26 protein-coding genes, 1 tRNA gene and 1 pseudogene are annotated in these 22964 nt (G+C 65.8%); 23 read left to right on the top strand and 5 right to left on the bottom strand.

What is annotated here, in order from left to right; all coding sequences use genetic code 11:
• Window positions 1-9 precede the first annotated feature (9 nt).
• From EIK80_RS11475 to EIK80_RS11380, 21 genes are all read left to right on the top strand, one after another.
• Window positions 10-792 (top strand): hypothetical protein, encoded by a 783-nt coding sequence (locus EIK80_RS11475; RefSeq protein ID WP_125157109.1) that lies wholly within the window; start codon window positions 10-12, stop codon window positions 790-792.
• An 11-nt stretch (window positions 793-803) separates the two neighbouring features.
• Window positions 804-1913, top strand: coding sequence for a DUF4043 family protein (locus EIK80_RS11470; RefSeq protein ID WP_125157108.1), 1110 nt, complete (start codon window positions 804-806; stop codon window positions 1911-1913).
• Between the two features lie 13 nt (window positions 1914-1926).
• Window positions 1927-2364 carry a hypothetical protein gene (locus EIK80_RS11465; RefSeq protein WP_125157107.1) on the top strand — a complete coding sequence of 146 codons (438 nt, stop codon included), beginning with the start codon at window positions 1927-1929 and terminating at the stop codon, window positions 2362-2364.
• Between the two features lie 11 nt (window positions 2365-2375).
• A complete protein-coding gene (locus EIK80_RS11460) occupies window positions 2376-2744 on the top strand; it encodes a hypothetical protein (protein ID WP_125157106.1) in 369 nt (122 codons plus the stop codon).
• Window positions 2745-2816: 72 nt separating this feature from the next.
• Window positions 2817-3416 (top strand): hypothetical protein, encoded by a 600-nt coding sequence (locus tag EIK80_RS11455; protein WP_125157105.1) that lies wholly within the window; start codon window positions 2817-2819, stop codon window positions 3414-3416.
• Window positions 3416-4819 carry a hypothetical protein gene (locus EIK80_RS11450; protein WP_125157104.1) on the top strand — a complete coding sequence of 468 codons (1404 nt, stop codon included), beginning with the start codon at window positions 3416-3418 and terminating at the stop codon, window positions 4817-4819. The genes EIK80_RS11455 and EIK80_RS11450 overlap by 1 nt, the downstream gene beginning before the upstream one ends.
• Complete coding sequence (locus EIK80_RS11445) at window positions 4819-5229, top strand: hypothetical protein (protein WP_125157103.1); 411 nt, start codon at window positions 4819-4821, stop codon at window positions 5227-5229. Before EIK80_RS11450 ends, EIK80_RS11445 begins: the two co-directional genes overlap by 1 nt.
• 14 nt (window positions 5230-5243) lie before the next feature.
• Window positions 5244-6689 (top strand): hypothetical protein, encoded by a 1446-nt coding sequence (locus tag EIK80_RS11440; RefSeq protein ID WP_125157102.1) that lies wholly within the window; start codon window positions 5244-5246, stop codon window positions 6687-6689.
• 11 nt (window positions 6690-6700) lie between these two features.
• Window positions 6701-7963: a hypothetical protein gene (locus EIK80_RS11435; protein WP_125157101.1), complete on the top strand. Its 1263-nt coding sequence runs from the start codon at window positions 6701-6703 to the stop codon at window positions 7961-7963.
• Window positions 7963-9768, top strand: a complete 1806-nt coding sequence (locus EIK80_RS11430) for a hypothetical protein (protein ID WP_125157100.1) — start codon at window positions 7963-7965, stop codon at window positions 9766-9768. Before EIK80_RS11435 ends, EIK80_RS11430 begins: the two co-directional genes overlap by 1 nt.
• Before the next feature lie 222 nt (window positions 9769-9990).
• Window positions 9991-11631 carry a hypothetical protein gene (locus EIK80_RS26105; protein ID WP_158624672.1) on the top strand — a complete coding sequence of 547 codons (1641 nt, stop codon included), beginning with the start codon at window positions 9991-9993 and terminating at the stop codon, window positions 11629-11631.
• Window positions 11631-11807 (top strand): hypothetical protein, encoded by a 177-nt coding sequence (locus tag EIK80_RS26100; RefSeq protein WP_158624671.1) that lies wholly within the window; start codon window positions 11631-11633, stop codon window positions 11805-11807. Before EIK80_RS26105 ends, EIK80_RS26100 begins: the two co-directional genes overlap by 1 nt.
• 38 nt (window positions 11808-11845) lie before the next feature.
• Window positions 11846-12109, top strand: a complete 264-nt coding sequence (locus EIK80_RS11420; RefSeq protein ID WP_125157098.1) for a hypothetical protein — start codon at window positions 11846-11848, stop codon at window positions 12107-12109.
• 3 nt (window positions 12110-12112) lie between these two features.
• Window positions 12113-13597 carry a hypothetical protein gene (locus EIK80_RS11415; RefSeq protein WP_125157097.1) on the top strand — a complete coding sequence of 495 codons (1485 nt, stop codon included), beginning with the start codon at window positions 12113-12115 and terminating at the stop codon, window positions 13595-13597.
• 166 nt (window positions 13598-13763) lie between these two features.
• On the top strand, window positions 13764-14576 hold the full coding sequence (locus EIK80_RS11410) for an HNH endonuclease (RefSeq protein WP_125157096.1): 813 nt from the start codon (window positions 13764-13766) through the stop codon (window positions 14574-14576).
• A gap of 113 nt (window positions 14577-14689) precedes the next feature.
• Window positions 14690-15505 carry a tyrosine-type recombinase/integrase gene (locus EIK80_RS11405; protein ID WP_125157095.1) on the top strand — a complete coding sequence of 272 codons (816 nt, stop codon included), beginning with the start codon at window positions 14690-14692 and terminating at the stop codon, window positions 15503-15505.
• A 65-nt stretch (window positions 15506-15570) separates the two neighbouring features.
• Window positions 15571-15876, top strand: coding sequence for a hypothetical protein (locus EIK80_RS11400; RefSeq protein ID WP_125157094.1), 306 nt, complete (start codon window positions 15571-15573; stop codon window positions 15874-15876).
• The gene (locus EIK80_RS11395; RefSeq protein WP_125157093.1) at window positions 15873-16148 is read left to right on the top strand and encodes a hypothetical protein; all 276 of its coding nucleotides are present in this window, start codon (window positions 15873-15875) and stop codon (window positions 16146-16148) included. The genes EIK80_RS11400 and EIK80_RS11395 overlap by 4 nt, the downstream gene beginning before the upstream one ends.
• Window positions 16149-16151: 3 nt before the next feature.
• Entirely contained in the window at window positions 16152-16532 is a 381-nt protein-coding gene (locus tag EIK80_RS11390; protein WP_125157092.1) for a tlde1 domain-containing protein, read from the top strand.
• 260 nt (window positions 16533-16792) lie between these two features.
• Window positions 16793-17044, top strand: coding sequence for a hypothetical protein (locus EIK80_RS11385; RefSeq protein ID WP_125157091.1), 252 nt, complete (start codon window positions 16793-16795; stop codon window positions 17042-17044).
• Window positions 17045-17165: 121 nt separating this feature from the next.
• Window positions 17166-17447, top strand: coding sequence for a hypothetical protein (locus tag EIK80_RS11380; protein WP_125157090.1), 282 nt, complete (start codon window positions 17166-17168; stop codon window positions 17445-17447).
• Here EIK80_RS11380 and EIK80_RS11375 read toward each other — a convergent pair.
• The 4 genes from EIK80_RS11375 to EIK80_RS11360 form a co-directional block, all read right to left on the bottom strand.
• Window positions 17444-17779 carry a hypothetical protein gene (locus tag EIK80_RS11375; protein ID WP_125157089.1) on the bottom strand — a complete coding sequence of 112 codons (336 nt, stop codon included), beginning with the start codon at window positions 17777-17779 and terminating at the stop codon, window positions 17444-17446. The genes EIK80_RS11380 and EIK80_RS11375 overlap by 4 nt on opposite strands.
• Window positions 17780-17937: 158 nt before the next feature.
• Window positions 17938-18014: transfer RNA gene (locus EIK80_RS11370), tRNA-Arg, on the bottom strand.
• A gap of 52 nt (window positions 18015-18066) precedes the next feature.
• Window positions 18067-19389, bottom strand: coding sequence for an NCS2 family permease (locus EIK80_RS11365; RefSeq protein ID WP_125157088.1), 1323 nt, complete (start codon window positions 19387-19389; stop codon window positions 18067-18069).
• A 70-nt stretch (window positions 19390-19459) separates the two neighbouring features.
• On the bottom strand, window positions 19460-20422 hold the full coding sequence (locus tag EIK80_RS11360) for an ABC transporter ATP-binding protein (RefSeq protein ID WP_125157087.1): 963 nt from the start codon (window positions 20420-20422) through the stop codon (window positions 19460-19462).
• 243 nt (window positions 20423-20665) lie between these two features.
• Between EIK80_RS11360 and EIK80_RS11355 the strand changes: the two genes are divergently transcribed.
• Together EIK80_RS11355 and EIK80_RS11350 are read left to right on the top strand one after the other, a co-directional pair.
• Window positions 20666-20983: a zinc-finger domain-containing protein gene (locus EIK80_RS11355; RefSeq protein ID WP_125157086.1), complete on the top strand. Its 318-nt coding sequence runs from the start codon at window positions 20666-20668 to the stop codon at window positions 20981-20983.
• The gene (locus EIK80_RS11350; protein ID WP_125157085.1) at window positions 20961-21419 is read left to right on the top strand and encodes an acyl-CoA thioesterase; all 459 of its coding nucleotides are present in this window, start codon (window positions 20961-20963) and stop codon (window positions 21417-21419) included. The genes EIK80_RS11355 and EIK80_RS11350 overlap by 23 nt, the downstream gene beginning before the upstream one ends.
• Window positions 21420-22327: 908 nt before the next feature.
• Here EIK80_RS11350 and EIK80_RS26395 read toward each other — a convergent pair.
• A pseudogene (locus tag EIK80_RS26395) lies at window positions 22328-22595 on the bottom strand (hypothetical protein); the annotation flags it as partial.
• Window positions 22596-22964: the final 369 nt, after the last annotated feature.

Below are 22964 nucleotides of genomic sequence, written 5' to 3'. Positions count from 1 at the left end.
AGGTGAAATATGACTGACCTGCCTGACTTCCTGTCGGATGAACCCTCCGACCTGGGCGAAGCGCCCGTGACCGCCGAAGCCGCGCCGGCTCTCGCCGCGCCGGAACCGGAGGCCGCGCCGCCGGAAGCCGCCGAACCCGAAGCGCCTGTCGCTCCGGTCGAGCCGCAAGCCCAGCCCACGCCGAATGCGCCGCCGCCTGGCTACGTGCCGCTGTCCGCCCTGCTGGACACCCGGGACCGCGCCAAGGAGGCCGAGGCCCGCGCCCGCGCCCTCGAAGCGCAGATCAACCCGCCGCAAATCCCGGACCCCTTTGAGGATCCTGAAGGCTTTGCAGCCCACCAGGCCGCCACGATCCAACACGAACTGAAGGTCCAAGCCTTCAACAATTCGAAGCTGATCGCGGAGAGCAGCCCGGACGCCGCCATGATCCCTGAGGCCTTGGCCTGGGCTCAGCAGCGTGCGGAGCAAGACCCTGGTTTCAGGCACCAGTCGTTCAACCATCACCACCCCGTCGGCTTCGCGCTCCAGGAGTTCAAACGCCACAAGGCGATGACCCTGGTCGGCGACGACCCCGACGAGTTCGTTCGCAAGCGCGCCGCCGAACTCGGCTTCGTGCTGCCCTCCCAACCGTCGAACCCGGCCCCCGCGGCTCAGCCCGCGCCGGCGCCGATCACCCCACAACGTCCTGTCGCGCCGAGGCCCAGCCTTGCCGCCACCCCTTCGGCCGGCCGTGTCGCCGCGCCGCAAGTGCGTGATGGCGAAGCCACCTACGCCGCGATGTTCGATCGATAAAGGAACCCACGATGGCTGATACCGTCGTCACCGCTGACCTCGAACTGGTCAAATGGCAGTCGGACTACTGGACCGAATACGTCCGCGAGTCGGGCTTCAACCCCTACATGTCGTCGTCCGTGAACGCGGTCATCCAGACCAAGCGTGAGCTGATCGACGGCGGCAAGGATCTCATCATTCCCCTGGTCGGCGCTCTGCGCGGCAAGGGCACCGGTGCGGGCAAGCTGACCGGCAACGAAGAGCCGATCGACAACTTCGCCTTCCGGACTCGTCCGGTCTGGCGCCGTAACGCCGTCACGGTGAAGAAGTCGCAGCAGCAGAAGGCGGCCATCGACCTCTTCCGCGCCCAGAAGGACGTGCTGAAGATCTGGTCTTCGGACGACATGCGCGATCGCATGATCGACGCCCTGTCGGTCGTGGCGGAAGACGACAACCGCTATGACGAGGACGAAGGCATCGGCCGCCAGGTCCCGTACATCGAGGCCACCGCCAGCCAACGCAACGCCTTCGCCGCGGCCAACCAGTTCCGGATCCAGTTCGGCAACTCGGCTTCGAACTACTCGGCCACTTTCGCCACCGGCCTGGGCAACGTGAACACCTCGACCGGCAAGTGGTCGGCGGCCACCATCGATGCGGCCAAGAAGCTGGCCAGGACCCGTAACAAGGCGACCGGCCAGCGCGCGATCCGCCCCTATCGCAATGGCTCGGACGGCAAGGAGTTCTACCTCCTGTTCGTCTCGACCGACGCGATGACGGACCTGCGCAACGACACGGACATCAAGGCCTACAACAAGGACGCCCGTCCGCGTGAGGTCGAGAGCAACCCGTACTTCCAAGACGGCGACCTGGTCTATCGCGGCGTCATCATCCACGAGATCCCCGAGCTTCCGAGCCTGGGCCCCGTGGGCGGCTCCTCGGCCAACATTGACCCCGGCTATCTCTGCGGCGCCCAGGCCATGGTCGTCGGCTGGGGGCAGGACCCGATCGGCACCCAGCGCAAGGATGACGACTACGGGTTCATCAAGGGCGTCGGCACCGAAGAACTCCGCTCGGTCGACAAGACCTTCTTCAACAACCAGCAGCACGGGATCGTCTCGATCTACGCTGCTCGCAGCGCCTAAGGACGCCTGACCCATGGCTAAGGCTTTCCCAACCTACGTCGCCACCAACCCGACGCCGCCGGCCAAGACCAGCACGTCCTCGAACGACCGGATCAGCGTCGGCCAAACCATCGCGGTCACGGCCGGCCAACTGACCTTGGGCGCGCTGCTCGGCGGGATCATGATCCCGAAGGGCGCCGAGATCGTCGGCTGCCAGCTCTCGTCGACGGACATCGACACCGGCGGTTCGCCTGCGGTTGTCCTGGCCGTCGGCGACGCTGGCGATGACGATCGCCTGATCACCGGCGCCACGATCGGCCAGGCCGGCGGCCACACCGCCGCCATCGCGCCGCTTACCGGCTTCGGCTACCAGTACACCGCCGACACCCTGGTTCAGGTGAAGGTGACCACGGCGCCGGCCACGGCGGCGGCCGGGACCATCAAGGTCCTGATCGACTATGTGACCAACTAGGAGGCGCTGACATGTTCATCCGCCTCACTGACGACCTGGAGCTTCTGGCCCAGGCCGACAATCCGCGCTTCGTCGAGGTGTTTGGCGTCGTCGTCGGCGATGAGCCGGTCGACGTCGGCCACCTGCCGGAGCAGCACAAGGCAACGCTGAAGAGCAATCCGTTCTTCGTCGAGGCCGATCCCCTCGACCATGACGGCAACGGCAAGAAGGGCGGCGCCAAGGCCCGCAAGGCGAAAGCGCAGTTCATCGCCGCCGTCGACCCAATCCGCGCCGAACTGATCGCACAGCTGGAAGGCCTGGGCGTCGAGTTCGACCCGAACGCGGACATCGAAGCGTTGGAAGCGGTTCTCGACGCCGCCACCGCGCCTGACGAGGCCTGATCCCTCCTCGTCCCAGCGCCCCGCCTGCCATCCCCCGGGTGGGGCGCACCCCTTTCATCGTGAGGTGATCCGATGCCCAATTGCCGGGACATCATCACACGCGCCTTGCGCAAGGTCGGCCACATCGGCCGCACCGAAAATCCCAGTGACGCCGACGCTCGCATGGGAATGGCGGCCCTTCAGTCGATGTTCGACGAATGGGCCTCGGGCGGCTCGTTCGGTCCGCTGCGCGACGTCTACAAGGACAGCGCCTACACGGCGCGCGCCGGTGAGCGCGTTCGCTCGACCGCCGCCGTGACGCTACCGGACTACACCCAGGTCGACGGTCTGACCTACAGCGACGACTACGGCTTCGGGTTCTGCCGCGACGACCGCCCACGCAACCGCGCGCTGATCGTGGTGATCAACCCGGCGACCGGCGAGCGGACCACCAACCTCTGGGACGCCTGGCGCGGCCAGTGGGTCCACATCGAAGCTCTGATCGAAGCTGACGAGGCGCCGCTTGCGGCTCTGGGCGCCGACGGCCTGGCGTGCTGCCTGGCCCGTGCTCTCAGCGACGACACCGGTCAGAAGCTGGGGGACGAAACTCGCCGCCGGGCCCAAGCCTTCGAGACGCGGATCCGCCAAGGCGCGGACGGCCGGCGCGACGCAACTCCCGGCATCTTCTGCTGATGTCGTCGCTGCCCATCGCCAGAGGCGCTTATCGTCGCCGGGACAATTCGCCGATCCGCCTGGTCAACGCCTTCTTCGAGCAGGATCCGACCAACGTCCGCGATCAGGTTTCGATGATCGGACGTCCGGGCCTCAAACCGTTCGCGACCCTGGCCGGGTCATCGGTGGCGGGCGTGATCCGCCGCGAGGATGACGCCGACGGCATGCTTTGCGTCTCCGGGACCTCTGCCTACGCCGTCTCGACCGCTGGCCTGATCACGACGGCCGGGACCGGCGTGGCCGGCACGGGTCGGGTTCGCATGGCCACCGACGGCGCGAACACGATGATCGTCCGGGCGGGCGTGCTTTATCTCCACCTCGATACGACGGTGTCGGTCGTCGAGATGCCGGATAACATCGAGGTTCTGGACGTCGTCTTCCTTGCCGGGCGGTTCTGGATCGCCACCGTGCTCGACGGGCGCGTCTATTTCACCGTGCCGGGCGAGACCACTGTCGACGCCCTGAACTACTTCAGCGCCGAGAGCTCGCCTGACAAGCTTGAGGGCCTGGCTGTCTCGGGAGACGAGCTGATCCTCTTGGGTCGTTCGTCGATCGAATACTGGACCCCGGTCGCCGATCCAGACCTTCCGGCCCAGCGCGTGCTTGGCCGAGCATCCAAGGTGGGATGCGCCAGCGTCCATTCGATCGCGATGGGCGACCTCGCGGCGTGGGTCGGCGACGACAACCAGGTCTATCGCTCGGGCGAGGCCCTACCGATCCCCATAAGCGACGCTGGTATGGTCGAGATCATCCGACGCTCGCGGCCTGGCCTGGATGCTGCTGATCCCGCCAAAACGCTTGGCGGCTGGATGTTCAGCGCCGACGGCCACAGCTTCTATGTGCTCGACGTGCCGGGTTTTGGGACGCACGCCTTCGACTTCACGACCAGTCAATGGTGCGAGTTCGCCTCGCTGGGACGTTCGCTGTTCAACGCCAGTTGCGGCGCCAAGCTCTCGGAGGGCCGCTGGGTCATCGGCGGGACGTTTGATGGCAAGCTCCGCGTCCTCTCGCCCGACGCCCTGGACGATGACGGCGATCCGCTGGTGCGGGTCTATCCGGCGCTCCTGCCGGTCCGCGATACGGACAGCTGCTTCAATGTGATCCTGGAGTGTTCGGTCGGGTCGGCCTCGCTCCACTACCCGGTCGACAATCCCAAGGTTGGCGCGCGCGTCAGCCGCGACAATGGCAAGACCTGGCTCGACTGGACCTACGCCAGCCTCGGCCTGCAGGGTGATTACACCCAGCGGCCGGCTTTCAAGGGCTTGGGTCGCATGGATCCGCCGTCCCACCTCTTCGAGTTTCGGGTCAGCGACCCCATCGAGTTCACCCTGCGGGCGGCACGCTACAACGAGGTCGTTCGCTGATGGCCTTCGAGCTTCCCACACTCGCCGCCGGCGTCGCGATCGTCGACAAGAAGGGCAATCCGACACCGCAGTTCATGCTGTTCTGGCAGCGGGTGTCGAGGCAGATCCAGGATCAGGAAGAAGCGCAGGACACGCTAACCCAGCAGCTCCAACAGCAGCAGACCCTGATCCTGCAGTTGCTCCTGACGGTCACCCAGAACGTCGTCTACCTCAACAACCTGTCGGAATACCTGATCGAGCTTTCGAACGCCTCGAACGCCCGGCTGGTCTTCACCCAGTGCGCCGTCGCCACCGTCGCCGGCGCGACCATGACCGACATCAGCGGGTGCGGTGACCCGCTCGACTTCCCCACCTGGCCCGGCGAGCCGCCCACGCCGCCGTGGGACCCTGGCGAGGATCCCGGTCCATGATCAAGGAGAGCTTCATGCGTGACCTTCGCGCCGTCACGAGCAAGGACACGTCCGGGATCGTTCGGCTGTTCGGGATCGACGACATTCTGGTCGCGGCCGGCATTTCTGCGGCGGGAAGCCTTCTTGGCGGAGGCGCCGCGAAATCCGCCGCCAAGACGGCCGCCCAGGCATCGCAGTACGCCACCGACCAGAACACCGCATTGCAGCGCGAAGCGATGCAGATCGCCCAGCAGAACACGGCGACAAGCCGAGCCGCAGGCGATCTGTCCACGAACGCGCTGGCCGCCCGTTTTGGCCTGATCCCAACCGGCTCGACGCTGGGATCTGGCAACATCTACGCCAGCGGCGCCGGGGCCCAGACGCCGGCTCAAGGCGCGGCCGGCAACATCTATGCGAGCGCCACCCCGTATTCGCCGCCCGCCGCGGGCTCGCCGGACTGGAGCGCGTATATCGCGGCCCATCCCGACCTTCAGGCGGCGATCAACGATCCGAACGGCGGCTTTGTAGGCTCGACGCCGGAGGAGAAGGCCGCAAACCACTATGCGCGCTATGGCCAGGCCGCCGGTTGGGATCTTCCGACGGTCTCCGCGAGCCAATCCGCCGCGCCGGCGACCGACGTCCAGCTGTCCAGCGCCGCCCAGGTGCCGACCTACACCCGTCCGACGGCGCAACAGGCTCCGGCCGCCTATGTGCCGAACGTCTACGAGGCGCCGACCTACACCCGCCCGGAATACGACAAGACCCTGGACGTCAGCTACGACGCCTATGAGGCCTCTCCCGAGGCCCTGGCGGCCAACTACGATATCTCGCAGCAATCGGGAGCGGCGTCTTCCGCAGCTGCGGCGGCGGGAGCCGGCAAGAGCGGCGCGGCGCTGAAGGCGCTGCAGCGCATCGGCCAGGACAACAAGGTCAAGTATTACGGCGACTTCCGAAACTACAACACCAACCAGTACAACGTCGACCGGTCGCGCTTCGACACCAACTACAATTACGACACCAGCCTCAAGGCGTCGCTCGCGCAGGCCTACGACTCGCTCAACAGCGGCAACGCATTCCAGGCCGCCAACCTCGCGCGCTCGGACTACCAGTACGGCCAGAACCGCGCCGACAACATCTTCAACCTCGACCGGGCTTACGGCACCGACTTGGCGTTGGGTAACCGCGCCTACGAGACCAGCCGCTACGACACCCAGACCGGCAACCTGTTCAACCTGGCCAACCTGGGGCAGGGGGCGGCGGCTTCGTACACCGGCGCCGCGCAGGCCTCGGCCAACAACCAGGGCAACGCCCTGTTCAGCAACGCGGCCAACCAAGGCAATGCGGCGCTGACCTCGGCCGCCCAGACGAACCAGTTGATCGGCACGGGCCTTAGCGCCCTGGGCTACGCGCTCGGCAACCGTTCCAACACCACGTCGGCGTCGACGGTTCGCACCGGCAACATCTTCGGACCGCAGGCCTAGGAGACCAACGCATGGCCGAGATCGACTGGGGGATCATCAACAACGCCCCCAACGTCTTCGCGATGGGCCTGGAAGGCTATCAAGCCGGCCAGCAGGCGGTCGCTCAGCGGCAAAGGCTGGCTCTGGTGCAGCGCCAGGCCGACCGCGAGGAGGCGAAATACCAAACCGATCTGGAGCGCCAGAAGCGTCGAAGCCAAATCACGGCCGGGTATAGCGCCAATCCAACGCAGGCCCGGCAAGAGGCCGTGGCCGCCGGAGACTTCGATCTTGCCGAGCAATTTTCAAAGCTGGACGTCACCAAGCGCGAGGAGATCGGCCGCAAAGCCGAGATCGGCGCCAAGGTGGCTCAGCAGCTCCTCGGCCAGTTCCCGGGCGACGAGATGGTCGAGCAACGCAAGGCCGCTGCGATCGCCATGGCGCCACAGCTTGCCCAGTATGGCGTGACGCCTGAAGAGGTCGCGGCTAGCGACTACAGCACCGGTGGGCTTCAGCGCAGCTTGGCGCTGGGCATGTCGGTGGGGGAGGCGATTGCCAAGGCCAACGCCGATCGCGACTTCGGTCTGCGCAAGTCGGACACCGAGCACGACAACACGTTGGCCGACGAGCAGTTCGGCGAGACCAAGCGCCACAATCAGGTCGGGGAGCACAACGACGCCACCCGCCTGGGCTATGAGGGCGAGCGGGTCGGCATAGATCGCCAGCGCCTGGGTCTTGAAGGGCAGCGGGTCGAGATCGAGCGCGGAAAGGCGGCGCTGACCGCCAACGGCAAGCCGCTCCCGGCCCCCATTCAAACCGGCTATCTCGGGAACCAGCAGTCGATCAAGCAGATCGACGAAGCGATCGCCGCGCTCAAGGCCTATCCGCAGTCGGTCGGACTGGTGCGCGGCGCTGGCGACGGTGTGAACCAGCGGGTGGACCCGCGCGGGGTCGATGCTCGCGCCAAGTTGGCCAACATCGGCAGCCTCATCATCCACGACCGCGCGGGCGCGTCTCAGACCGTGAACGAGACCAAACGCCTGACGCCCTTCGTGCCGGGCGTAACCGATGGCGCGCGCGCGGCGATCAAGAAGCTTGAGACCCTGCGAAGCCAGTACGTGAACGAGAACAACGGGATTGAAGTCGCTTACGGCGAGGGTAGCGGCTATCGCGCCTTGCCGCGCGGCGGCGGCGCTTCGGGTAGTGCTACGGTCCGTGTGAACACCCCCGACGAGGCTCGGCGACTGCCTCCTGGGACCCGGTTCATCACCCCTGATGGCCGGGAGAAGGTGCGCTGATGGCCGATCCATGGGGCGAATTTCAGGACGCCAGGCCCGCGAAGGGCGCTGACCCTTGGTCGGAGTTCGCCGACGCCAAACCGGCCGCGAAGGCGCCGGCCAAGCCGAAGGCTGCACCGAAGCGCACGCTGCTCGAGGAAGCCGCCGGCGCTCTGGCGAACGTCAATCGCGGCTTGCTGGTCGGGGACGAACTGGTCGCCGGTCTGGGTACGGCCATTGACGTCGTTTCCGGCAAGGCGAAGAGCCTGGGCGACATACCCAACATCTACGCCCGGAACATGAAGACCCAGCGCGGTATCGAGGACGATTTCGCCGAGCGTCGTCCGAACGCGGCGGCTCTGGCCCGCGGGACGGGCGCGGCGGCGACGTTGGCCATCCCGGCCGGCAACGCCGCAAACATCTACGCTCAGTCGCCGCGCCTGTTGAACGCGGCTCGGGGCGCGGTTGCAGCCGGAGTGCAGAGTGCAGCGGCCGGGGTGGCGGATCGCGGCACGGCGCAAGAGCGTCTGGCGACGGCCTCGAAGGCGGCGATCGACCCGGTGACGCTGGGCCTCGGGGCGGTCGGCGGAGCCCTAGCCCCGGCGCGCGCCGGCCAACCACGGACGAAACCCGTCTCGGACAACGTCAAAGCGCTCCGGGCCGAGGGCGTGCCCCTCACGCCCGGCCAGGCCTATGGCGGCGCTGCGAAGATGACCGAAGACGCCATGACGTCGACCCCTATCCTGGGGACGGCCATCCAGGATGCTCGACGCAGCGGTCTCGAACGGTTCAACACGGCCGCCGCGAACCGAGCGCTCAGCCATGTGAACGCCAAGGTGCCGGAGGGCGTGAAGCCCGGCAATGACACGATCGCTTATGTCGGCGATCTGCTGTCGTCGAAATATGATGCCCTGCTGCCCAAGGGTGGTGTTCGGGCGGACCCTGGCTTCGCCGATGACGTGGCCCGAAACGTCGTGCCTGTCGCCGAGACGCTCACGCCTCAGGCGCGCGACCAGCTGCTCGGCATCGTCGAGTCCCGCGTCAACAGCCGCATGAACACGGCCGGCGGCATGGATGGCCAGACCTATCAGCGCGTTCAGAGCGAACTGAAGACCCTTGCCGGCCGCTTCAGTGGCAGCACCGACGCGGATCAGAGAGCGATCGGTGATGCGATCACTGGGATCTCTGGTGCGCTTCGCGACGCGGCCGGCCGTCAAAACCCTTCCTTCGGCGGTCAGCTGAAGCGGCTCGACCGCGCCTACGCTGAGTTCAAGCGCGTCGAGGGGGCGGCGTCAGCCGTCGCCGCGGACGGTGGCGTGTTCACGCCCGCTCAGTACCAGAGCGCGGTTCGCGCCGGAGACAAGACGGTCGGCAAGCGCCAGTTCGCGCGTGGTGCGGCGCTGGGTCAGGATTTCGCGGGCGCCGCCAAGGATGTCCTGCCGTCGAAGGTGCCGGACAGCGGCACGGCCGGGCGAGGGATGGTCGGGGCTCTGGCGACAGCTCCGGCGACGGTGGCGGCTGGCTTCGCGACCGGCGGCGTGGCTGGCGGCCTTACGGCGGCTGGTGGGGTGGGCGGTACGCTCGGCGGACTGAAGCTGGCGTCGGGCGCCTACAGTCCTCGCGCGATCGAGCGGTTCAACCAAGCCCTGGACGAACGCATCGGGCGAGAGGGCCAGGTTGCGGCGCTCGCCGAGCTTCGCCGCCTGGCCGGCCAAGAGCCTGCTGTCAGAGAGCTGTATCAGCAGGCGGCGGCAAGGCTTTCAAGGGCGGTGGGAGCCGAAGGAGCGGTTCGGGTCGGCGCACAACCGACCGCACCCGCTTACTGAACCATCGGCCGCTGCGCACAAAAGCGGCCCAGAAGATGAATAGGCCGATCGTCGCGTTGGAAGATCGGAACAAGACGTCGAACTCGTCCTCGCCGGGACGCTGCAGGTAGTCGCCACGCAGGCGGCGAATGTCCTTCGGGCTCAGCCCGCCGATCTTCTTTCCCATCCCGCACCTTTACCACGCCCGCGCCTCGTGAGCGCGCGCTTTCGCATGGAGACCCCATGGCCGCTGGCTTGCTCATCTTCCCCGGCGCCTTCCCATCGCGGGCGTGGAACAATGCGGACCGGATCGCGGCGCAGATCGCTTTCTATGAGAACGGCGCACCGGGTACGCCCAAGACGGTCTACGCCGACGTCGGCCTGACCACGCCGCTGGTCAACCCGGTGCACAGCGACGCCTATGGGAATTTCCCGGCGATCTACGCCGACATCGCCGAGCTCTACACGGCTGTGTGGTCGACCGACGACGGCCAGAGCAAGACCTATGACGACCTGTCGGCCAGCACTGCGGCGAACCAGGGCATCTACGACGCCACCCTGGCGCTGAAGGAAGAGGCCCAGGATCTTCGCGACGAGACCGCGCAGCTGAAGACGGACACGCAAGGCGTCTATGACGACGCCGTGGCGCTGTACGGTAGCCTGGCGGCTGTCGATGCGGCCAAGACGGCAGCTCAAGCCTCGGCGACGGCGGCGGCCGGTAGCGCTACGGCTGCGGCGGGGTCTGCAGCTGGAGCTTCGGGGGCAGCGACGGCCGCGTCAGGGTCCGCCACGGCGGCGGCGGCCAGCGCGACCAACGCTGCGGCCTCGGCAGTTCAGGCCAAAAGCTATTTGGCCGGCCTTGGCTTCACGTTCTCTAGCACGACCACGGACTCCGATCCCGGCAACGGTGGCCTGCGCATCAGCGCCGCAAACGATTTCCTGTACATAGATGACCTCGACGCGGATGGCCAAGCTGCTGGCGCGGTCGTCGACACCTACGACAACAGCACCTCGCCCACGAAGGGTTATATCTACCTCCGAGGCGGGACTTCGGACTCGCTCAAGGTCTTCGCGGTCACGGGCGCAGTGGTGGCGGCGTCGGGCTATCGCAAGGTGCCTGTCAGCCTTGCGTCGAGTTCCGGCGCATTCACGAACACCGAGCGCCTAGGCCTCTCCTTCGCTCCGAACGGCGACGTCGGCGCCACGGCTTCGGTTGGCTATGCCGCCAAGACTGGCGCCTACACGGTCATTTCCGCGGACTGGGGAAAGATCATCGACTGCACCGGATCTGGCGGGTTCACGGTGTCGTTCACCTCGGCCGCTACCCTGGGCAACGGCTTCTATGCCTACCTGAAGAACTCCACGACCGGCATCATCACCGGCCCCACGGTTGATGGTTCGACCTTGACGCTAGGCCCGGGCGACGAAGTGCTGGTCGAGGCGGATGGCTCGGCGTTCCACGGTCTGACCCTCAAGAAAGCGGGCTGGACCCTCTACAATACCCAGACCGTATCGACGCCTGTGAGCAGCGTCGCCGTGACGAACATCCCTCAGAGCTACGCCAGTGTCATGGGGATCGTGAAGGGCGCCAGCCATAACAACGGCAGCGACACCACTCTTACGGTAGCGACGTCTTCCAACAATGGCAGCAGCTATGGAACTGCCCAGTCCGTGACCCAGCCGGACGGGGCGTCCGCATCCATCAGCGGCGCTGCACACTTCCCCCACTATCGCGCTGACTACGAGGTGGTCACGGCCGCCGTCGGTCCGGCGCCGATCACTCAGGCCGCTTCTATGGCGCACGTCGGCGGGATGAATGCTCTGCGCTGGTCCTATCTGGCCGGGAGCATCGACGCCGGCACCTTCGAGACATGGGTGCGCTGATGGACCAGATGATCAACGGTCAGGTGGTCCCGATGACCGCCGAGGAGATCGCTGAGTTCGAAGCTAGCCGCGCGGTCGCTCAACTGGTCGCTCTGGACATGATCAAGAACGCTCTCGCGGCGATGCCGGATGCCCAGCGCGACGAGCTAATCAGCTTCGCCGCCAGCCTGGCCTGACCCCCCCTCCATCCAACGCAGTCGAAAGGAGCGCCGCTATGAGCGCGCAAATCCCCTATGCCGGTAACCCAAAGAACATCGACCCCGGCATCCGCGTCTCGGCCGTCACGAAATCCGACACGGCCGAGCTGAACGCGCGGGGCCTCTACGTCGGTACCGCCGGTGATCTCGTCATCACCACGCTGGAGGGCAATGACGTCACGTTCAAGAACGTCCCCGCGGGCGCCGTGCTGCCGATCTATGCGTACAAGGTGAAGCAGGCGACGACGGCTGCGGACATCGTCGCGCTGGACGTGATCTGACCCGTGGTCGCGATCTCTCTCGGCCTCGGCCTCGGCCTCACCCCTGGAAAGGGTGGTGGGGTGCTGCCGCTCTTCGACCAGATCGCGGCGGCCGGCGATCTCATGTTTGCGTTTCGCGCTGACAACAAAGGGGCGCGGGAAGTTTCGTCGGGCGCGGTCTCGTCGATCCCGAGCACCGGGGCGGGCTTCAATCCGGCAGCTCAAGCGACGGCGGGCGCGCGCCCCTTGGCTCAGACCCGTTATGCTCAGTTCGACGGCGTGGACGATCACCTGACCCAGGGCAATGACCGAGGAACGCTGACGCTCGCATCGCGATACACCATCGATAATACCAATACGGGCCTTGCATACTTGGCCGACGGCGGGGTGGTGAGCGGCGACCATGGCAGGTTGACGGGAGGCGAACCCTCGCCGACTCCTGGCGTCCGGGTCTACGATCTCATCGGCGGCGTTTTGGTGCTCCGTTGGCAGGTCACGCTCGCGTCGGTTGGGGTCGCCTCCACCGCCAGCGTGCAAGGCGTCTGGGTCGATCCGATCGACAACACCATCTACGCGATGTGCTACGGCACCGGCATCGTCATCCATCTGCGGGCTGATGGCTCGCTTATCGAAAAGCTGACCGGCTTCAGCCTTGCTGGAAATGGGCTCACGGGTGACCCGAGCTATCCGGACTGCCTGGTTGTTGGCCTCAACAACTCCGGCGTGATCAATTGGGTCCGGAAGTCCGACAAGACCGTCGTGAAGACGGTCACCCTACCTCAGACCCCTGACCAGCTTGAATTCAATGCGCTCAAGAGGTGGCTAGAGTTCACCTATGGCACGGATGTTGTGTCTGGTAACGTCGCTGCGTTTGCGCTTTACAATAACGCACTGGTTGGAGTGAAGACATCAACCGTTGCCGATTGCATTGAGGGAAGCGCGAGGCGTGGAAGCCAAAGAGCCATAAATAACGACGGGGGCTTCCATTTAGGCGCAAGCGGACTGAACGAGCTCATGATCTTCGATGAGACGCCGTTCCCGACCGGAGCGGCGCCGGGTTCGAAGTTCGGGATCGCCTGGGTCGGACAGATCCCGTCGACCAAAGCCAGCACGGGCGCGATCCTCGCTGGCGGACAGGGAAGCCTGACCTCGGCCAATACCTCGGGCTTCGACGTGTTGGCCCCAGCCAACAGTAGTACCGTTCAGCGCGCCCAACTCCAAAACCAGAACTACGATTTCGCCACGGACCTTCTCGGCTGGCATGTGCATTGCCTGATCACCGACCTCACGGCCAAGACCATGGCCTACTACCTGGACGGCGCGCTTCAGGAGACCAAGACTCTCACGACGACCATTGCCTACCTCACGACCCAGAACTGGTGTCTGGGAGCGGAGCATCGCAGCACAGGCCCGACGCTGTTCGGCAAAGTGAACATTGGCGGCGCCGTGGGCTTCATTAATCCGGACGTTTGGGCGGCGCGGGTGATGGCCGAACTGGCGACAATTTAACTGGTCAGGCGGGCAAGCTGTGCCGCCTAACCTATAGTTTAATCGACAGGCTTAGTGCGCCAGTCGCGGACAACGGTCTGCGAAGCTGTGGAATGGCGCCTATGGTTGACGGTCGGGTACAGTCGATATTGAGGACTGAGGTTCTCGGGATCGATTGGAGTTGACAATGGACCATAGAATTCGGACGGCGCACGAAGCTGAGGTTCGGTTTGGCCCAGTTGGATTCTGTATTTATTGCGGCAAGTGTGATGGGAAGCTCACTGACGAGCACATCATTCCAGACGGGCTCGGCGGAAATCTAATCCTCGCGGAAAGCAGTTGTGTCGATTGCGCGCGGATAACCGGCCAGACGGAACAGGTTGTGCTGCGAAAATATCTCCACAATATTCGTGGAGCTCTTGGTATAAGATCAAAGAAATCCACGGAAAAGCTGAAAGATTTTATCCATACAGTTCATGTCGCGAGTGAGAAGCGCGAACTTGATATCGTCCCAGCCTCAGAGCGCTCTCTCTTTATGCTCCATGCCGTAAATACAGACTCTCACCCGTCTCTCCTTCAGGGCCAAGCCCTCACCCCGCCTCAGTTGATTTATACGATCGTTGCTCCTGATGACGTGGAGGCGAGGGACGGTGTTATCGATGGAAAATTCATCTACGGCTGGAACGGTTCTGGAGATGTCAATCCCATAATCAGAATGGTCATGAAGATCGCTTATGCATATGCGTATGCAGTTCTGCCGCCAGAAGAAATCGACACAAGCCTCTCTCACCATATACTGAAGAAGCCGGGGCAAGACATACTTAATGTGTTCGGCGCACTCAAAAGTTCCGAGTCCTTGCTGAGCTTGCACGACATTCAGATCGTAAAAGCAATCTCGTGGCTGGAGACAGAATATTGGCTAGTCAGGCTAAAGCTATTCTCCTTTATGAGTAATGCTCCCACGTACGAGGTTGTCATTGGTCGCCCGTCGCAATCTTAGGGCCTAGCCCCCACCTCAGTATCGAAGGTGGGGGTGCGACCTGGGCCAACTGGCCCAAAATTTGAGTCCGGAAGTTGCTTGCGGGACCTCGTTTCACCAACGAGGTCCCAAAAATGCACACCTTCCAGGAAGCAGCCGCCGCCTACCTCGAGCACGGCGGCGAAGGCCGCTACCTTCCGCGGCTGATCGCGCACTTCGGTGCGCGGGACGTGACCACCATCACGCCGCTGGCCGTCCGCGAGGCGGCGATCGCCCTCTACCCCGGCGCCGCGCCGTCGACCCGCAACCGCCAGGCCATCTGTCCGGCCCGGGCGGTGCTCTATCACGCCCATGAGCTGGGCTGGCGGATGCCTGCGCGGATCCGCTTGTTCCCGGCGCCGAAGATCCGCAAGACCGTGCCGGCCGGCCGCCGGTGGCTTGAGACCTTTATCGACCGCTGCGACCTCGACCAGCTGCCGCACCTGGCCGCTTGTGTCCTGTTCATGAATCTGACCGGCGCCCGGGTCAGCGAGGCGGTCGCGCTGCTGGGCGAGCATGTCGACCTGCGGGCCAGGACGGCGCTATTGGTCAAGACCAAGACCGACGTCAACAGCCTGCGCTACCTGCCCGACCACCTGGCCGAGCGGATCCGCGACCTGGGTCCGCGCCCGGGCGAGAGGGTGTTTCGTTTCACCTCGCGGTTCTCGGTCAACGAGCGGATCGCCGCCGTCTGCCGGCGGGCGGGCCTGCCCTACAAGTCGTCGCACACCGTGGGCCGACATGCCTTCGCGACCAACGCGCTCAACGCCGGCGTCAGCGTCCGGGTGGCCATGGACGCCGGCGGCTGGAAGTCGTCGAGCATCTTCCTCGAGACCTACGCGCACACCATCAACGCCGGGCGCACCGTGGCGGATCGCTTCAACGCCATCCACCACCAGGACCAGTTCTAAACTTCTTTCGAAAGCTTGGAGGTCCGCATGGACTTTGATCCCGACCGCACCACGGCGGCCGCTCAATGACGCCTGCATCTTGGATCGCGCTGGCCATAGGCCTGACGTCGCTGGTCCTGAACCTGCTCACGCTGGCCATCGGCTACGGCGTGTTGCGGGGGACCGTTCAGGCCTTGGGCAAGCGCGTGGAGGCGCTCGAGGTCGAGATCGGCGCTCTGACTGAGCTGCGGATCCAGGTCGGCAAGATCGGGGAGCGCCAGGACATCTGGATCGAGCAGCTGAAAGAGCTGAATGCCAGCGTCCGGTGGATGAGGGAGCCGGCGCCGATGGACGCTCCACGGCCCCCGGCGCGGACGAGGAGCAAGCTATGACCCGCGACTACCGCACCCTCGACGCAATCGTCGTTACTGCGTGCCTTGTCGACCTCACGCTGGTGGGCGCCGCACTGGTCTTCGTCAAGATCCCACAAGAGAACCTGCCGATCCTGGCGGGCTTAGCCTCGGGCGTGATCGGCGGTGCGCTGGGCGCCTACGTCGGCGCTCGCTGGGGCAACAAGAAGCCGACCAGCGAAGCCGAGAGCCAGGCGCCGGTCAACTCGCCGGCCGGGGCAACCCTAACCTCCACCGTTGAACCGAAGGGCTGAACCATGTGGACCTGGGACCAATCGGCCGGGACGCTGTCGCGCGACGGCGCGCTGATCTCGCGCGGCTATAGCGGCAAGGGGCGGGGCAAGAACAACCTGGCGCTGGAGGGCGTCGTGGGCGTCGGGCCAATCCCGGCCGGGCGCTGGAAGATTGGAGCCCCCTACAACAGCGCACGAGTGGGCCCCTACGCCCTGAAGCTCGACGCGGTAGACGCCAAGCCCGGCGATGACGTTGACCAGCGGACGGGCCGGGGAGCGTTTAGAGTGCACGGCGACAGCGTTCGCGCCCCGGGCTCCGCCTCGAACGGCTGCATCATCCTACCTCGCGCGATCCGCGAGCTGATCTGGAAGTCGGGGGACCGCGACCTCACCGTCGTCGCTTGAAGCTTTAAGCCCCCGACGCTCTCCGGCGCCGGGGGCCTGACCAGGCTCCAGGACTCCTTCGAGTCAGCCCCACAGCTAAGCTAGGTCGCCGGCTAAAAGCGCAAAGGTCGTGTCCGGTTCCCGACATGCGGAAATGAAAAGCCCCGGCTCTGCGGAGAGCCGGGGCCTGGCGATCGCTAAGTCAGGGGGGACGGACAGCGATCAGTTGAAGAACACCCCGCCGGAGGGTTCGTTCCGGCTTTCCCACATGGAGCCTCATCATGAAGCGCGCCATCTTTCTGGCGGGCGTCGCACTCGCGTGCCTGTCGCTACCTGCCTGTTCGAGCCTGGACGCCGCCCTCCAACCCGGCGGTGTCGGCGAGAAGGTTCTGACCAACCTCGAAGGCTGTCATCGCGAGTACAGCGGCGCCCTGGGCGCGGGCGTGACCGGATCGTTCCGGATCATCTGCGAACCGGTCCCCTCGAGGGCCGCGCCGCCCGCCGAGCCCGCCGCACCGCCGGGCGGCACCTGACGCGGTACATCTGACGTCTGACTGCTCGCCTGTCGGGTTAGAGCCACAACGAGGCCGCCGCCCTAACCCGGGCGGCGGCCTTTCGGCGTTCCGATCCCAGGAATCGCCCTAGACCCCCGCCATGAAGCGCGAAGACATCGACCATCTGCTCGACATCATGGCCAAGGAGGCGGCGGAGAAGAGCGATTCCGCCTACCTACCGGGGGCGATCACCTTCAACTCCGACACCTGGGTGAAGATGTCGAAGAACGACTTGCCCACAACGTGCGTGAGCATCGGCGTTGGCATCCGCTTTCGCGGGATCCAGGTACTGATCAGCAGCACGCGCGAGGACAAGGTCTTGAACCGCGCCGAGGATGGCGGCCAGGGCGGGCCGTACTTCGACCTTGAGCCGCGCGGCTAGAGCAGCGTCGGCTTAGAGGAGGCGGCCGGCGGCTCGATCTGGCGAACAGCGCGCCACCAAGGCCAGCGCCGACCATTACCCCGCTGCACCTTCTCCATTTCGAACCAGGCGCTCTCGCCTTCGAAGGCCGGCACGTCTTCGACGTTGACGAACTCTGTTGCCGACCGCCGCGAACCACCGGTTCTGCAGGCGAACGTGAAGTGAAGCGTCCGAGACGTCGGATCACCATGGTTCGCCCTGATCCGCGTCAGCAGCTCGACCGATCGCAGATAGACGCGGGGTAGTGTAGGCACGCGCGTCGTCGCGCTCTGTTTTGAGCGTTGGGCCGGCATCGAGATGTCTCCGGGGTGAACAGAGCCGGAACGTTATCCGGGACTATTCCGGGGAATCGAGTCCCGAACTACCCGATTTGACCGGTTTTGTTCCGATTTCGGGTCAACGCAGAGGTGCGCAAAATGCGACCTAAGTGATTGATTTATAAGGGAGAAAATGGCGCACCCGACACGATTCGAACGTGTGACCTTTGCCTTCGGAGGGCAACGCTCTATCCAGCTGAGCTACGGGTGCATCCCTTGCGGGAAGCGGGTCTTAGCCGAAAGGCGGCGCGTACGCAACGCGATCACGCCGCTCCCATGTAGATGAAGCGGGCCACGAACAGCGCCGCCAGGACGAACAGCAGCCAGTCGCCGGGCTTGGCCTGGCCGCGCGCCAGTTTTAGGATGGCGAAGGCGGTGATGCCGAACGCCAGGCCGTTGGCGATCGAGAAGGTCAGCGGGATGGCGATCACCGTCAGGAAGGCGGGGATCGCCACGCCCGGATCGTCCCAGTCGATGTCGGCCAGGGCGCCGACCATCATCGAGCCGACGATGATCAGGGCCGGGGCCGTGGCGGCGGCCGGGATGGCCTGGACCCAGGGCGCGAAGAACAGGGTCAATAGGAACAGGACGCCCACGACGATCGCGGTCAGGCCCGTTCGGCCGCCGGCCGCGACGCCCGAGGCGCTCTCGATATAGCTGACCACGGTCGAGGTGCCGGCCAGCGAGCCGCCGATCGTGGCGATACTGTCGGCCGTGAGGATGCGGTTCAGGCGCGGGATGGTCCCGTCGGGCTGGATCAGACCCGCCTTCTTGGTGACCGCGACCAGGGTGCCGACATTGTCGAACAGGTCGACGAACAGGAAGACGAAGATCACCTCGGCGATCGCCATGCCGGCGCCGCCGTTCAGGCGCAGGGCGGCCGGCACGTCCAGCTTGAAGGCCGTGGCGGTCAGCGCCGCCAGGCCGTACTCGCCGGGCGTCACCTTCGCCAGGCCCAGGGCCCAGCCCGCGGCGGCGGCCGCCAGGATGCCGATCAGGATCGCGCCCTTGACCCGCCAGACCATCAGCCCGCCCATGACGGCGAGGCCGAGTATGGCCAGGATCGCCGTCGGCTGGGTCAGGTCGCCCAGGGCCACCGTGGTGGCCGGATTGGGGACGATGATGCCGGCCTCCTTCAGGCCGATAAAGGCGATGAACAGGCCGATGCCCGCCGCGATGGCCGAGAACAGCGGACGCGGAATGGCCCCGACGATCAGCTGGCGAACGCCGGCCACGGTCAGAACCAGGAAGGCGATCCCCGACAGGAAGACGCAGCCCAGGGCGGTCTCCCACGGCAGGCCCATGCCCTTGACGACCGTGAAGGTGAAATAGGCGTTGAGGCCCATGCCGGGGGCCAGGGCGATCGGGTAGTTGGCGATCAGCCCCATCAGGATCGAGCCGAAGCCGGCGGCCAGGCAGGTGGCGGCGGCGACGGCGGCGACGGGCATGCCGGCCTGGCCCAGGATCGCCGGATTGACGATCACGATATAGGCCATGGTCAGGAAGGTGGTGAAGCCGGCCAGCGCCTCGGTGCGCAACGACGTGCCGTGGGCCTCCAGCCCGAACCGCTTCTCCAGGAAACTCATCGCCGCGACCCCCGTCCCATTCGAAGCGGGAGTGTTGGCGGCGTGTTCCCGGGAAGGCAAGCGTCTACCGTCAGTCCTTGGTCGGATCGGCCGCGTTCGGGTCGCCATAGGTCAGGGCCAGGAAGACATCTTCCAGATCCGGGTCCTCGGTGGCGATGTCCTTGATCTTCAGGCCGCTGGCGCGGACCGCCGCCAGCACCTGCTCGACGCTGGACTGACCGGTGCGATAGCTGACCTGGAAAGCGCCGTTGGCCCGCAGCTTGGTGTCGAAGCCCGCCAGGGCCGGGGCGGCCAGAACCGGCTCCTCGGGCGTGACCACGACGTTGCGACTGTCCATCCGGCTGAGCAGGGTCGCGGTGGGCTCGCAGGCCACCACCTCGCCGCGGTTGATGATGGCGATCTCGTCGCACAGCTCCTGGGCCTCTTCCAGGTAGTGGGTGGTCAGCACGATGGTGACGCCCAGCTTGTTGAGGCCCTTCACATAGTGCCAGAGCTGGCGGCGCAGCTCGACATCGACCCCGGCGGTCGGTTCGTCGAGGATCAGCACCGGCGGCTGGTGGACCATGGCCTTGGCCACCATCAGGCGGCGCTTCATGCCGCCCGACAGCTGGCGGACATAGGCGTTGGCCTTGTCGCCCAGGCCCAGGGCGTTGAGCAGCTCGTCGGTGCGGCGCTCGTTCTTGGGCACGCCGTAGAAGCCGGCCTGCACCTCCATCGACTCGCGCGGGGTGAAGAAGACGTCGGCGGCCAGTTCCTGCGGCACCACGCCGATCGCGGCGCGGGCGTCGCGCGGACGCTGGTCGATGTCGCGGCCCCAGATTCGGACCGTGCCCGAGCTCTTGCGCACCAGGCCGGCCAGGATGTTGATGAAGGTCGACTTGCCCGCGCCGTTGGGACCCAGCAGGCCGAAGATCGAGCCGCGTGGAATCTTCAGGTCGATGCCGTTCAGCGCCCGCTTTTCCGGCGAGGTCTTGGTGGCGGCATAGGTCTTGTACAGGCCCTCGGCTTCGATGGCGTAGGCGGGCAGGTCCATGGAGCGTCCAGATAGAAGATGGGCGGATCGGGTGGCGGGAAGGCCGGGAAATGTCGTTTGAGGCGCGCGTCGATTGACGGCGCCTTTGAGCGTCGCATAGGTATGCCTCGTTCGCCGCCGCGCCAAGGCCGCGTCCGGAGCCATTCTCGCGAGAAAGGCTCCTGTCTATCGTTTGGCGCGCGACGGACGCCGAAACCGGCGGCCACTTTCGTCTGTCGCGCTCGAAATCAGGGATTTCCCAATATGGCCAAGACCCCGTCCACTTCCGCTCTCGACGCCCTGCCCGGATCGGCGACGACCGAGCCGGCGACGGTCCCGACCGCCATGGACACCCTGGCCCAGGTCGGTCCCGCGCCGGAGACGATCATGGTCCGCTCGCACCGCATCGCCTGCGACGGCGTCGGCGGGGCGCTGGGCCATCCGCGCGTGTGGCTGGAGATGGGCGCGGCGGGCTTCGTCGACTGCTCCTATTGCGACCGCCGCTTCGTGGCCTCGACGGCCGTGGGCGACGAGGACGAAATCCTGGCCCCGGGGGTCTATGAAGGCGCCGGCGGGCACTGACCCCTTGACCGACGAATCCGCCTCGAACCGCGCCGAGACCCTGGCCAAGGCCTGGGAGGCGCTGGAATGGCCGCACGAGGCGCCGGTGCTGCGCGCAATCGCCATGCCGTCCGACACCAACCCCGAGGGCGACATCTTCGGCGGCTGGCTGCTGTCGCAGATGGACCTGGCGGCCGCCTCGGTGGCCTTCCACCGCGCCGCCGGCCGCTGCGCCACAATCGCCATCGACGGCATGACCTTCATCAGCCCCGTGTTCGTCGGCGACGAGGTCAGCCTGTTCGCACGCCTGATCCACACGGGCCGCACCTCTCTGAGGGTCCAGGTCGAGGCCTGGCGCCGCCGCCGCGACGGCGAGCAGGCCCACAAGGTGACCGAGGGCGTCTTCACCTTCGTGGCCATCGGCGACGACCGCAAGCCGAGGCCGCTGCCGGTTTAGGGCGCTTCGGGCGCATAAGCCGCTCATAGGCTCTCCGCCCAGTTCGGATCGGGGGCAGTGCTGATTCAGACAGGCGTGAACCGCTTCACGCGGCGCGGCCGCTGAAGGCGTGTGGGGAGGCGACGGAGCGGCCGGGCGAACCCGGAGACCGTGAGGTTTGTTTTGTTTCGGCTCGCTGACCGCTCCGCCAGGCTGTTCTTGCCCGTGAGGTCGGGAGGCGTGAGCGTTGTCTGCTCAGGTCCCCGTTTACCCCCGGACGGGCGCGGACCAAGTCGATCGGCTACATCCGTCTCGACCCCGACGATCCACGATAGGCGGCTTGTACGATCACCGCCCTGTCGATCCGCTGTCGGCTTTGATCCCAACGATCCCGTCACCCGTACGCGCTCCTAAAGAGTAAGCCGCACGACCTGACGACACCTCCAGGAACCGCCAGCGGCCCCGTTCAACCTACCCCCGCCGCCGTATTGGGCCGGATCCAAACGCCCTCCCCCGCGACGGGGACGCATTGAGTATCGCGGCGGATTCAACGCGGATCATTCAGCGGCGCGAAAAATCGACAAGTGGTTGATTTCGTGGGGTTCTGTTCCGCGAACGCCGGGGATAGAGGGCCCTCAATCCCCATAGATCCTCCCCCGCGTCGCGGGGGAGGTGGCCCAGAGGGCCGGAGGGGGCCAGCTGGACCTATGCCGCGCTAGCCCCCTCAGTCGCTTCGCGACAGCTCCCCCGCATCGCGGGGGAGCATCTGGGGTGCCCGCCCTCTTCCCGTCCAAGCCGCCTTCCGCCCGGAAGAGCGCCCGCCTTACATCTCACGGCGAGACGATCGCCGGGCTGTCCAGGTCACTCAAGGCCGACGCTCCGCGTCGCCGCGCGCGGCCGCCGGAGGCGGTCCTTGACCAACCCCTACAGCCCTGCACGCTGCAGCCTCCAAGAGATTTAAGGATCGCACCAACCAGGAAGGTCGGCTTTCGACCCAAGTCAGACATTCGAACTCAGACCAGCTAGTATGAGGCCATGAGTGTTCCGATCGATCGGGTTGGCAGGATTTTGGCCGGCGATGAGGCTGGATGGTTCGTCAAGGTTCTCGACGACAACGGCAGCACCGGCGGCTTCCTAATCTTTACCTCTCCTGTGCCGACGTTCGAGACAGGCTTCGATGGCTGGGTAGCGGATCACGATGGCCTTGTCGGGTACTTCATCGAGTCCGGTTGGAAGGTCGAATGGTCGTAGATCAACAGCCGCTTTCCACCCCGAACAGACCTCGGCCCGGCCCGCTTTCCGGAATGACGCCCAAGTTCTGGTTTCGGGCGCGGCGCCCGTTTCTGCGCCCGGCCCGTTTGCGTTCCTTATAGGGACGAGTTTGACCTAGGTCGCCGGCTAGTGAGGCCGGCGCTTTTTGAGATAGGCGTCAATGCGAGCGCTTTCTCCCCGGGCCGACCAAGCAGAATAAGCGAACGCAACACCAATGCCGGCTGCGACAAGCGCACCAAGGCTCATCATCCCGACATATAGGATCAAGCCTACGCGGTCGTGAGATAGGTGTCC

The organism is Caulobacter sp. 602-1 (assembly GCF_003931565.1).
GTDB lineage: Bacteria > Pseudomonadota > Alphaproteobacteria > Caulobacterales > Caulobacteraceae > Caulobacter.
Note: the sequence above shows the minus strand (reverse complement) of the source record. Positions and strands in the feature narration are given on the sequence as shown.

What these genes read in the sequence shown, in the direction of transcription:
- EIK80_RS11380 (WP_125157090.1), top strand. Translation starts at nt 17,166, where the DNA reads ATGAAGCGCGAAGACATCGACCATCTGCTCGACATCATGGCCAAGGAG.
- EIK80_RS11430 (WP_125157100.1), top strand. Translation starts at nt 7,963, where the DNA reads ATGGCCGATCCATGGGGCGAATTTCAGGACGCCAGGCCCGCGAAGGGC.
- EIK80_RS26105 (WP_158624672.1), top strand. Translation starts at nt 9,991, where the DNA reads ATGGCCGCTGGCTTGCTCATCTTCCCCGGCGCCTTCCCATCGCGGGCG.
- EIK80_RS11460 (WP_125157106.1), top strand. Translation starts at nt 2,376, where the DNA reads ATGTTCATCCGCCTCACTGACGACCTGGAGCTTCTGGCCCAGGCCGAC.
- EIK80_RS11470 (WP_125157108.1), top strand. Translation starts at nt 804, where the DNA reads ATGGCTGATACCGTCGTCACCGCTGACCTCGAACTGGTCAAATGGCAG.
- EIK80_RS11435 (WP_125157101.1), top strand. Translation starts at nt 6,701, where the DNA reads ATGGCCGAGATCGACTGGGGGATCATCAACAACGCCCCCAACGTCTTC.
- EIK80_RS11365 (WP_125157088.1), bottom strand. Translation starts at nt 19,389, where the DNA reads ATGAGTTTCCTGGAGAAGCGGTTCGGGCTGGAGGCCCACGGCACGTCG.
- EIK80_RS26100 (WP_158624671.1), top strand. Translation starts at nt 11,631, where the DNA reads ATGGACCAGATGATCAACGGTCAGGTGGTCCCGATGACCGCCGAGGAG.
- EIK80_RS11375 (WP_125157089.1), bottom strand. Translation starts at nt 17,779, where the DNA reads ATGCCGGCCCAACGCTCAAAACAGAGCGCGACGACGCGCGTGCCTACA.
- EIK80_RS11385 (WP_125157091.1), top strand. Translation starts at nt 16,793, where the DNA reads ATGAAGCGCGCCATCTTTCTGGCGGGCGTCGCACTCGCGTGCCTGTCG.
- EIK80_RS11465 (WP_125157107.1), top strand. Translation starts at nt 1,927, where the DNA reads ATGGCTAAGGCTTTCCCAACCTACGTCGCCACCAACCCGACGCCGCCG.
- EIK80_RS11395 (WP_125157093.1), top strand. Translation starts at nt 15,873, where the DNA reads ATGACCCGCGACTACCGCACCCTCGACGCAATCGTCGTTACTGCGTGC.
- EIK80_RS11355 (WP_125157086.1), top strand. Translation starts at nt 20,666, where the DNA reads ATGGCCAAGACCCCGTCCACTTCCGCTCTCGACGCCCTGCCCGGATCG.
- EIK80_RS11455 (WP_125157105.1), top strand. Translation starts at nt 2,817, where the DNA reads ATGCCCAATTGCCGGGACATCATCACACGCGCCTTGCGCAAGGTCGGC.
- EIK80_RS11400 (WP_125157094.1), top strand. Translation starts at nt 15,571, where the DNA reads ATGACGCCTGCATCTTGGATCGCGCTGGCCATAGGCCTGACGTCGCTG.
- EIK80_RS11445 (WP_125157103.1), top strand. Translation starts at nt 4,819, where the DNA reads ATGGCCTTCGAGCTTCCCACACTCGCCGCCGGCGTCGCGATCGTCGAC.
- EIK80_RS11390 (WP_125157092.1), top strand. Translation starts at nt 16,152, where the DNA reads ATGTGGACCTGGGACCAATCGGCCGGGACGCTGTCGCGCGACGGCGCG.
- EIK80_RS11420 (WP_125157098.1), top strand. Translation starts at nt 11,846, where the DNA reads ATGAGCGCGCAAATCCCCTATGCCGGTAACCCAAAGAACATCGACCCC.
- EIK80_RS11350 (WP_125157085.1), top strand. Translation starts at nt 20,961, where the DNA reads ATGAAGGCGCCGGCGGGCACTGACCCCTTGACCGACGAATCCGCCTCG.
- EIK80_RS11410 (WP_125157096.1), top strand. Translation starts at nt 13,764, where the DNA reads ATGGACCATAGAATTCGGACGGCGCACGAAGCTGAGGTTCGGTTTGGC.
- EIK80_RS11440 (WP_125157102.1), top strand. Translation starts at nt 5,244, where the DNA reads ATGCGTGACCTTCGCGCCGTCACGAGCAAGGACACGTCCGGGATCGTT.
- EIK80_RS11450 (WP_125157104.1), top strand. Translation starts at nt 3,416, where the DNA reads ATGTCGTCGCTGCCCATCGCCAGAGGCGCTTATCGTCGCCGGGACAAT.
- EIK80_RS11360 (WP_125157087.1), bottom strand. Translation starts at nt 20,422, where the DNA reads ATGGACCTGCCCGCCTACGCCATCGAAGCCGAGGGCCTGTACAAGACC.
- EIK80_RS11405 (WP_125157095.1), top strand. Translation starts at nt 14,690, where the DNA reads ATGCACACCTTCCAGGAAGCAGCCGCCGCCTACCTCGAGCACGGCGGC.
- EIK80_RS11475 (WP_125157109.1), top strand. Translation starts at nt 10, where the DNA reads ATGACTGACCTGCCTGACTTCCTGTCGGATGAACCCTCCGACCTGGGC.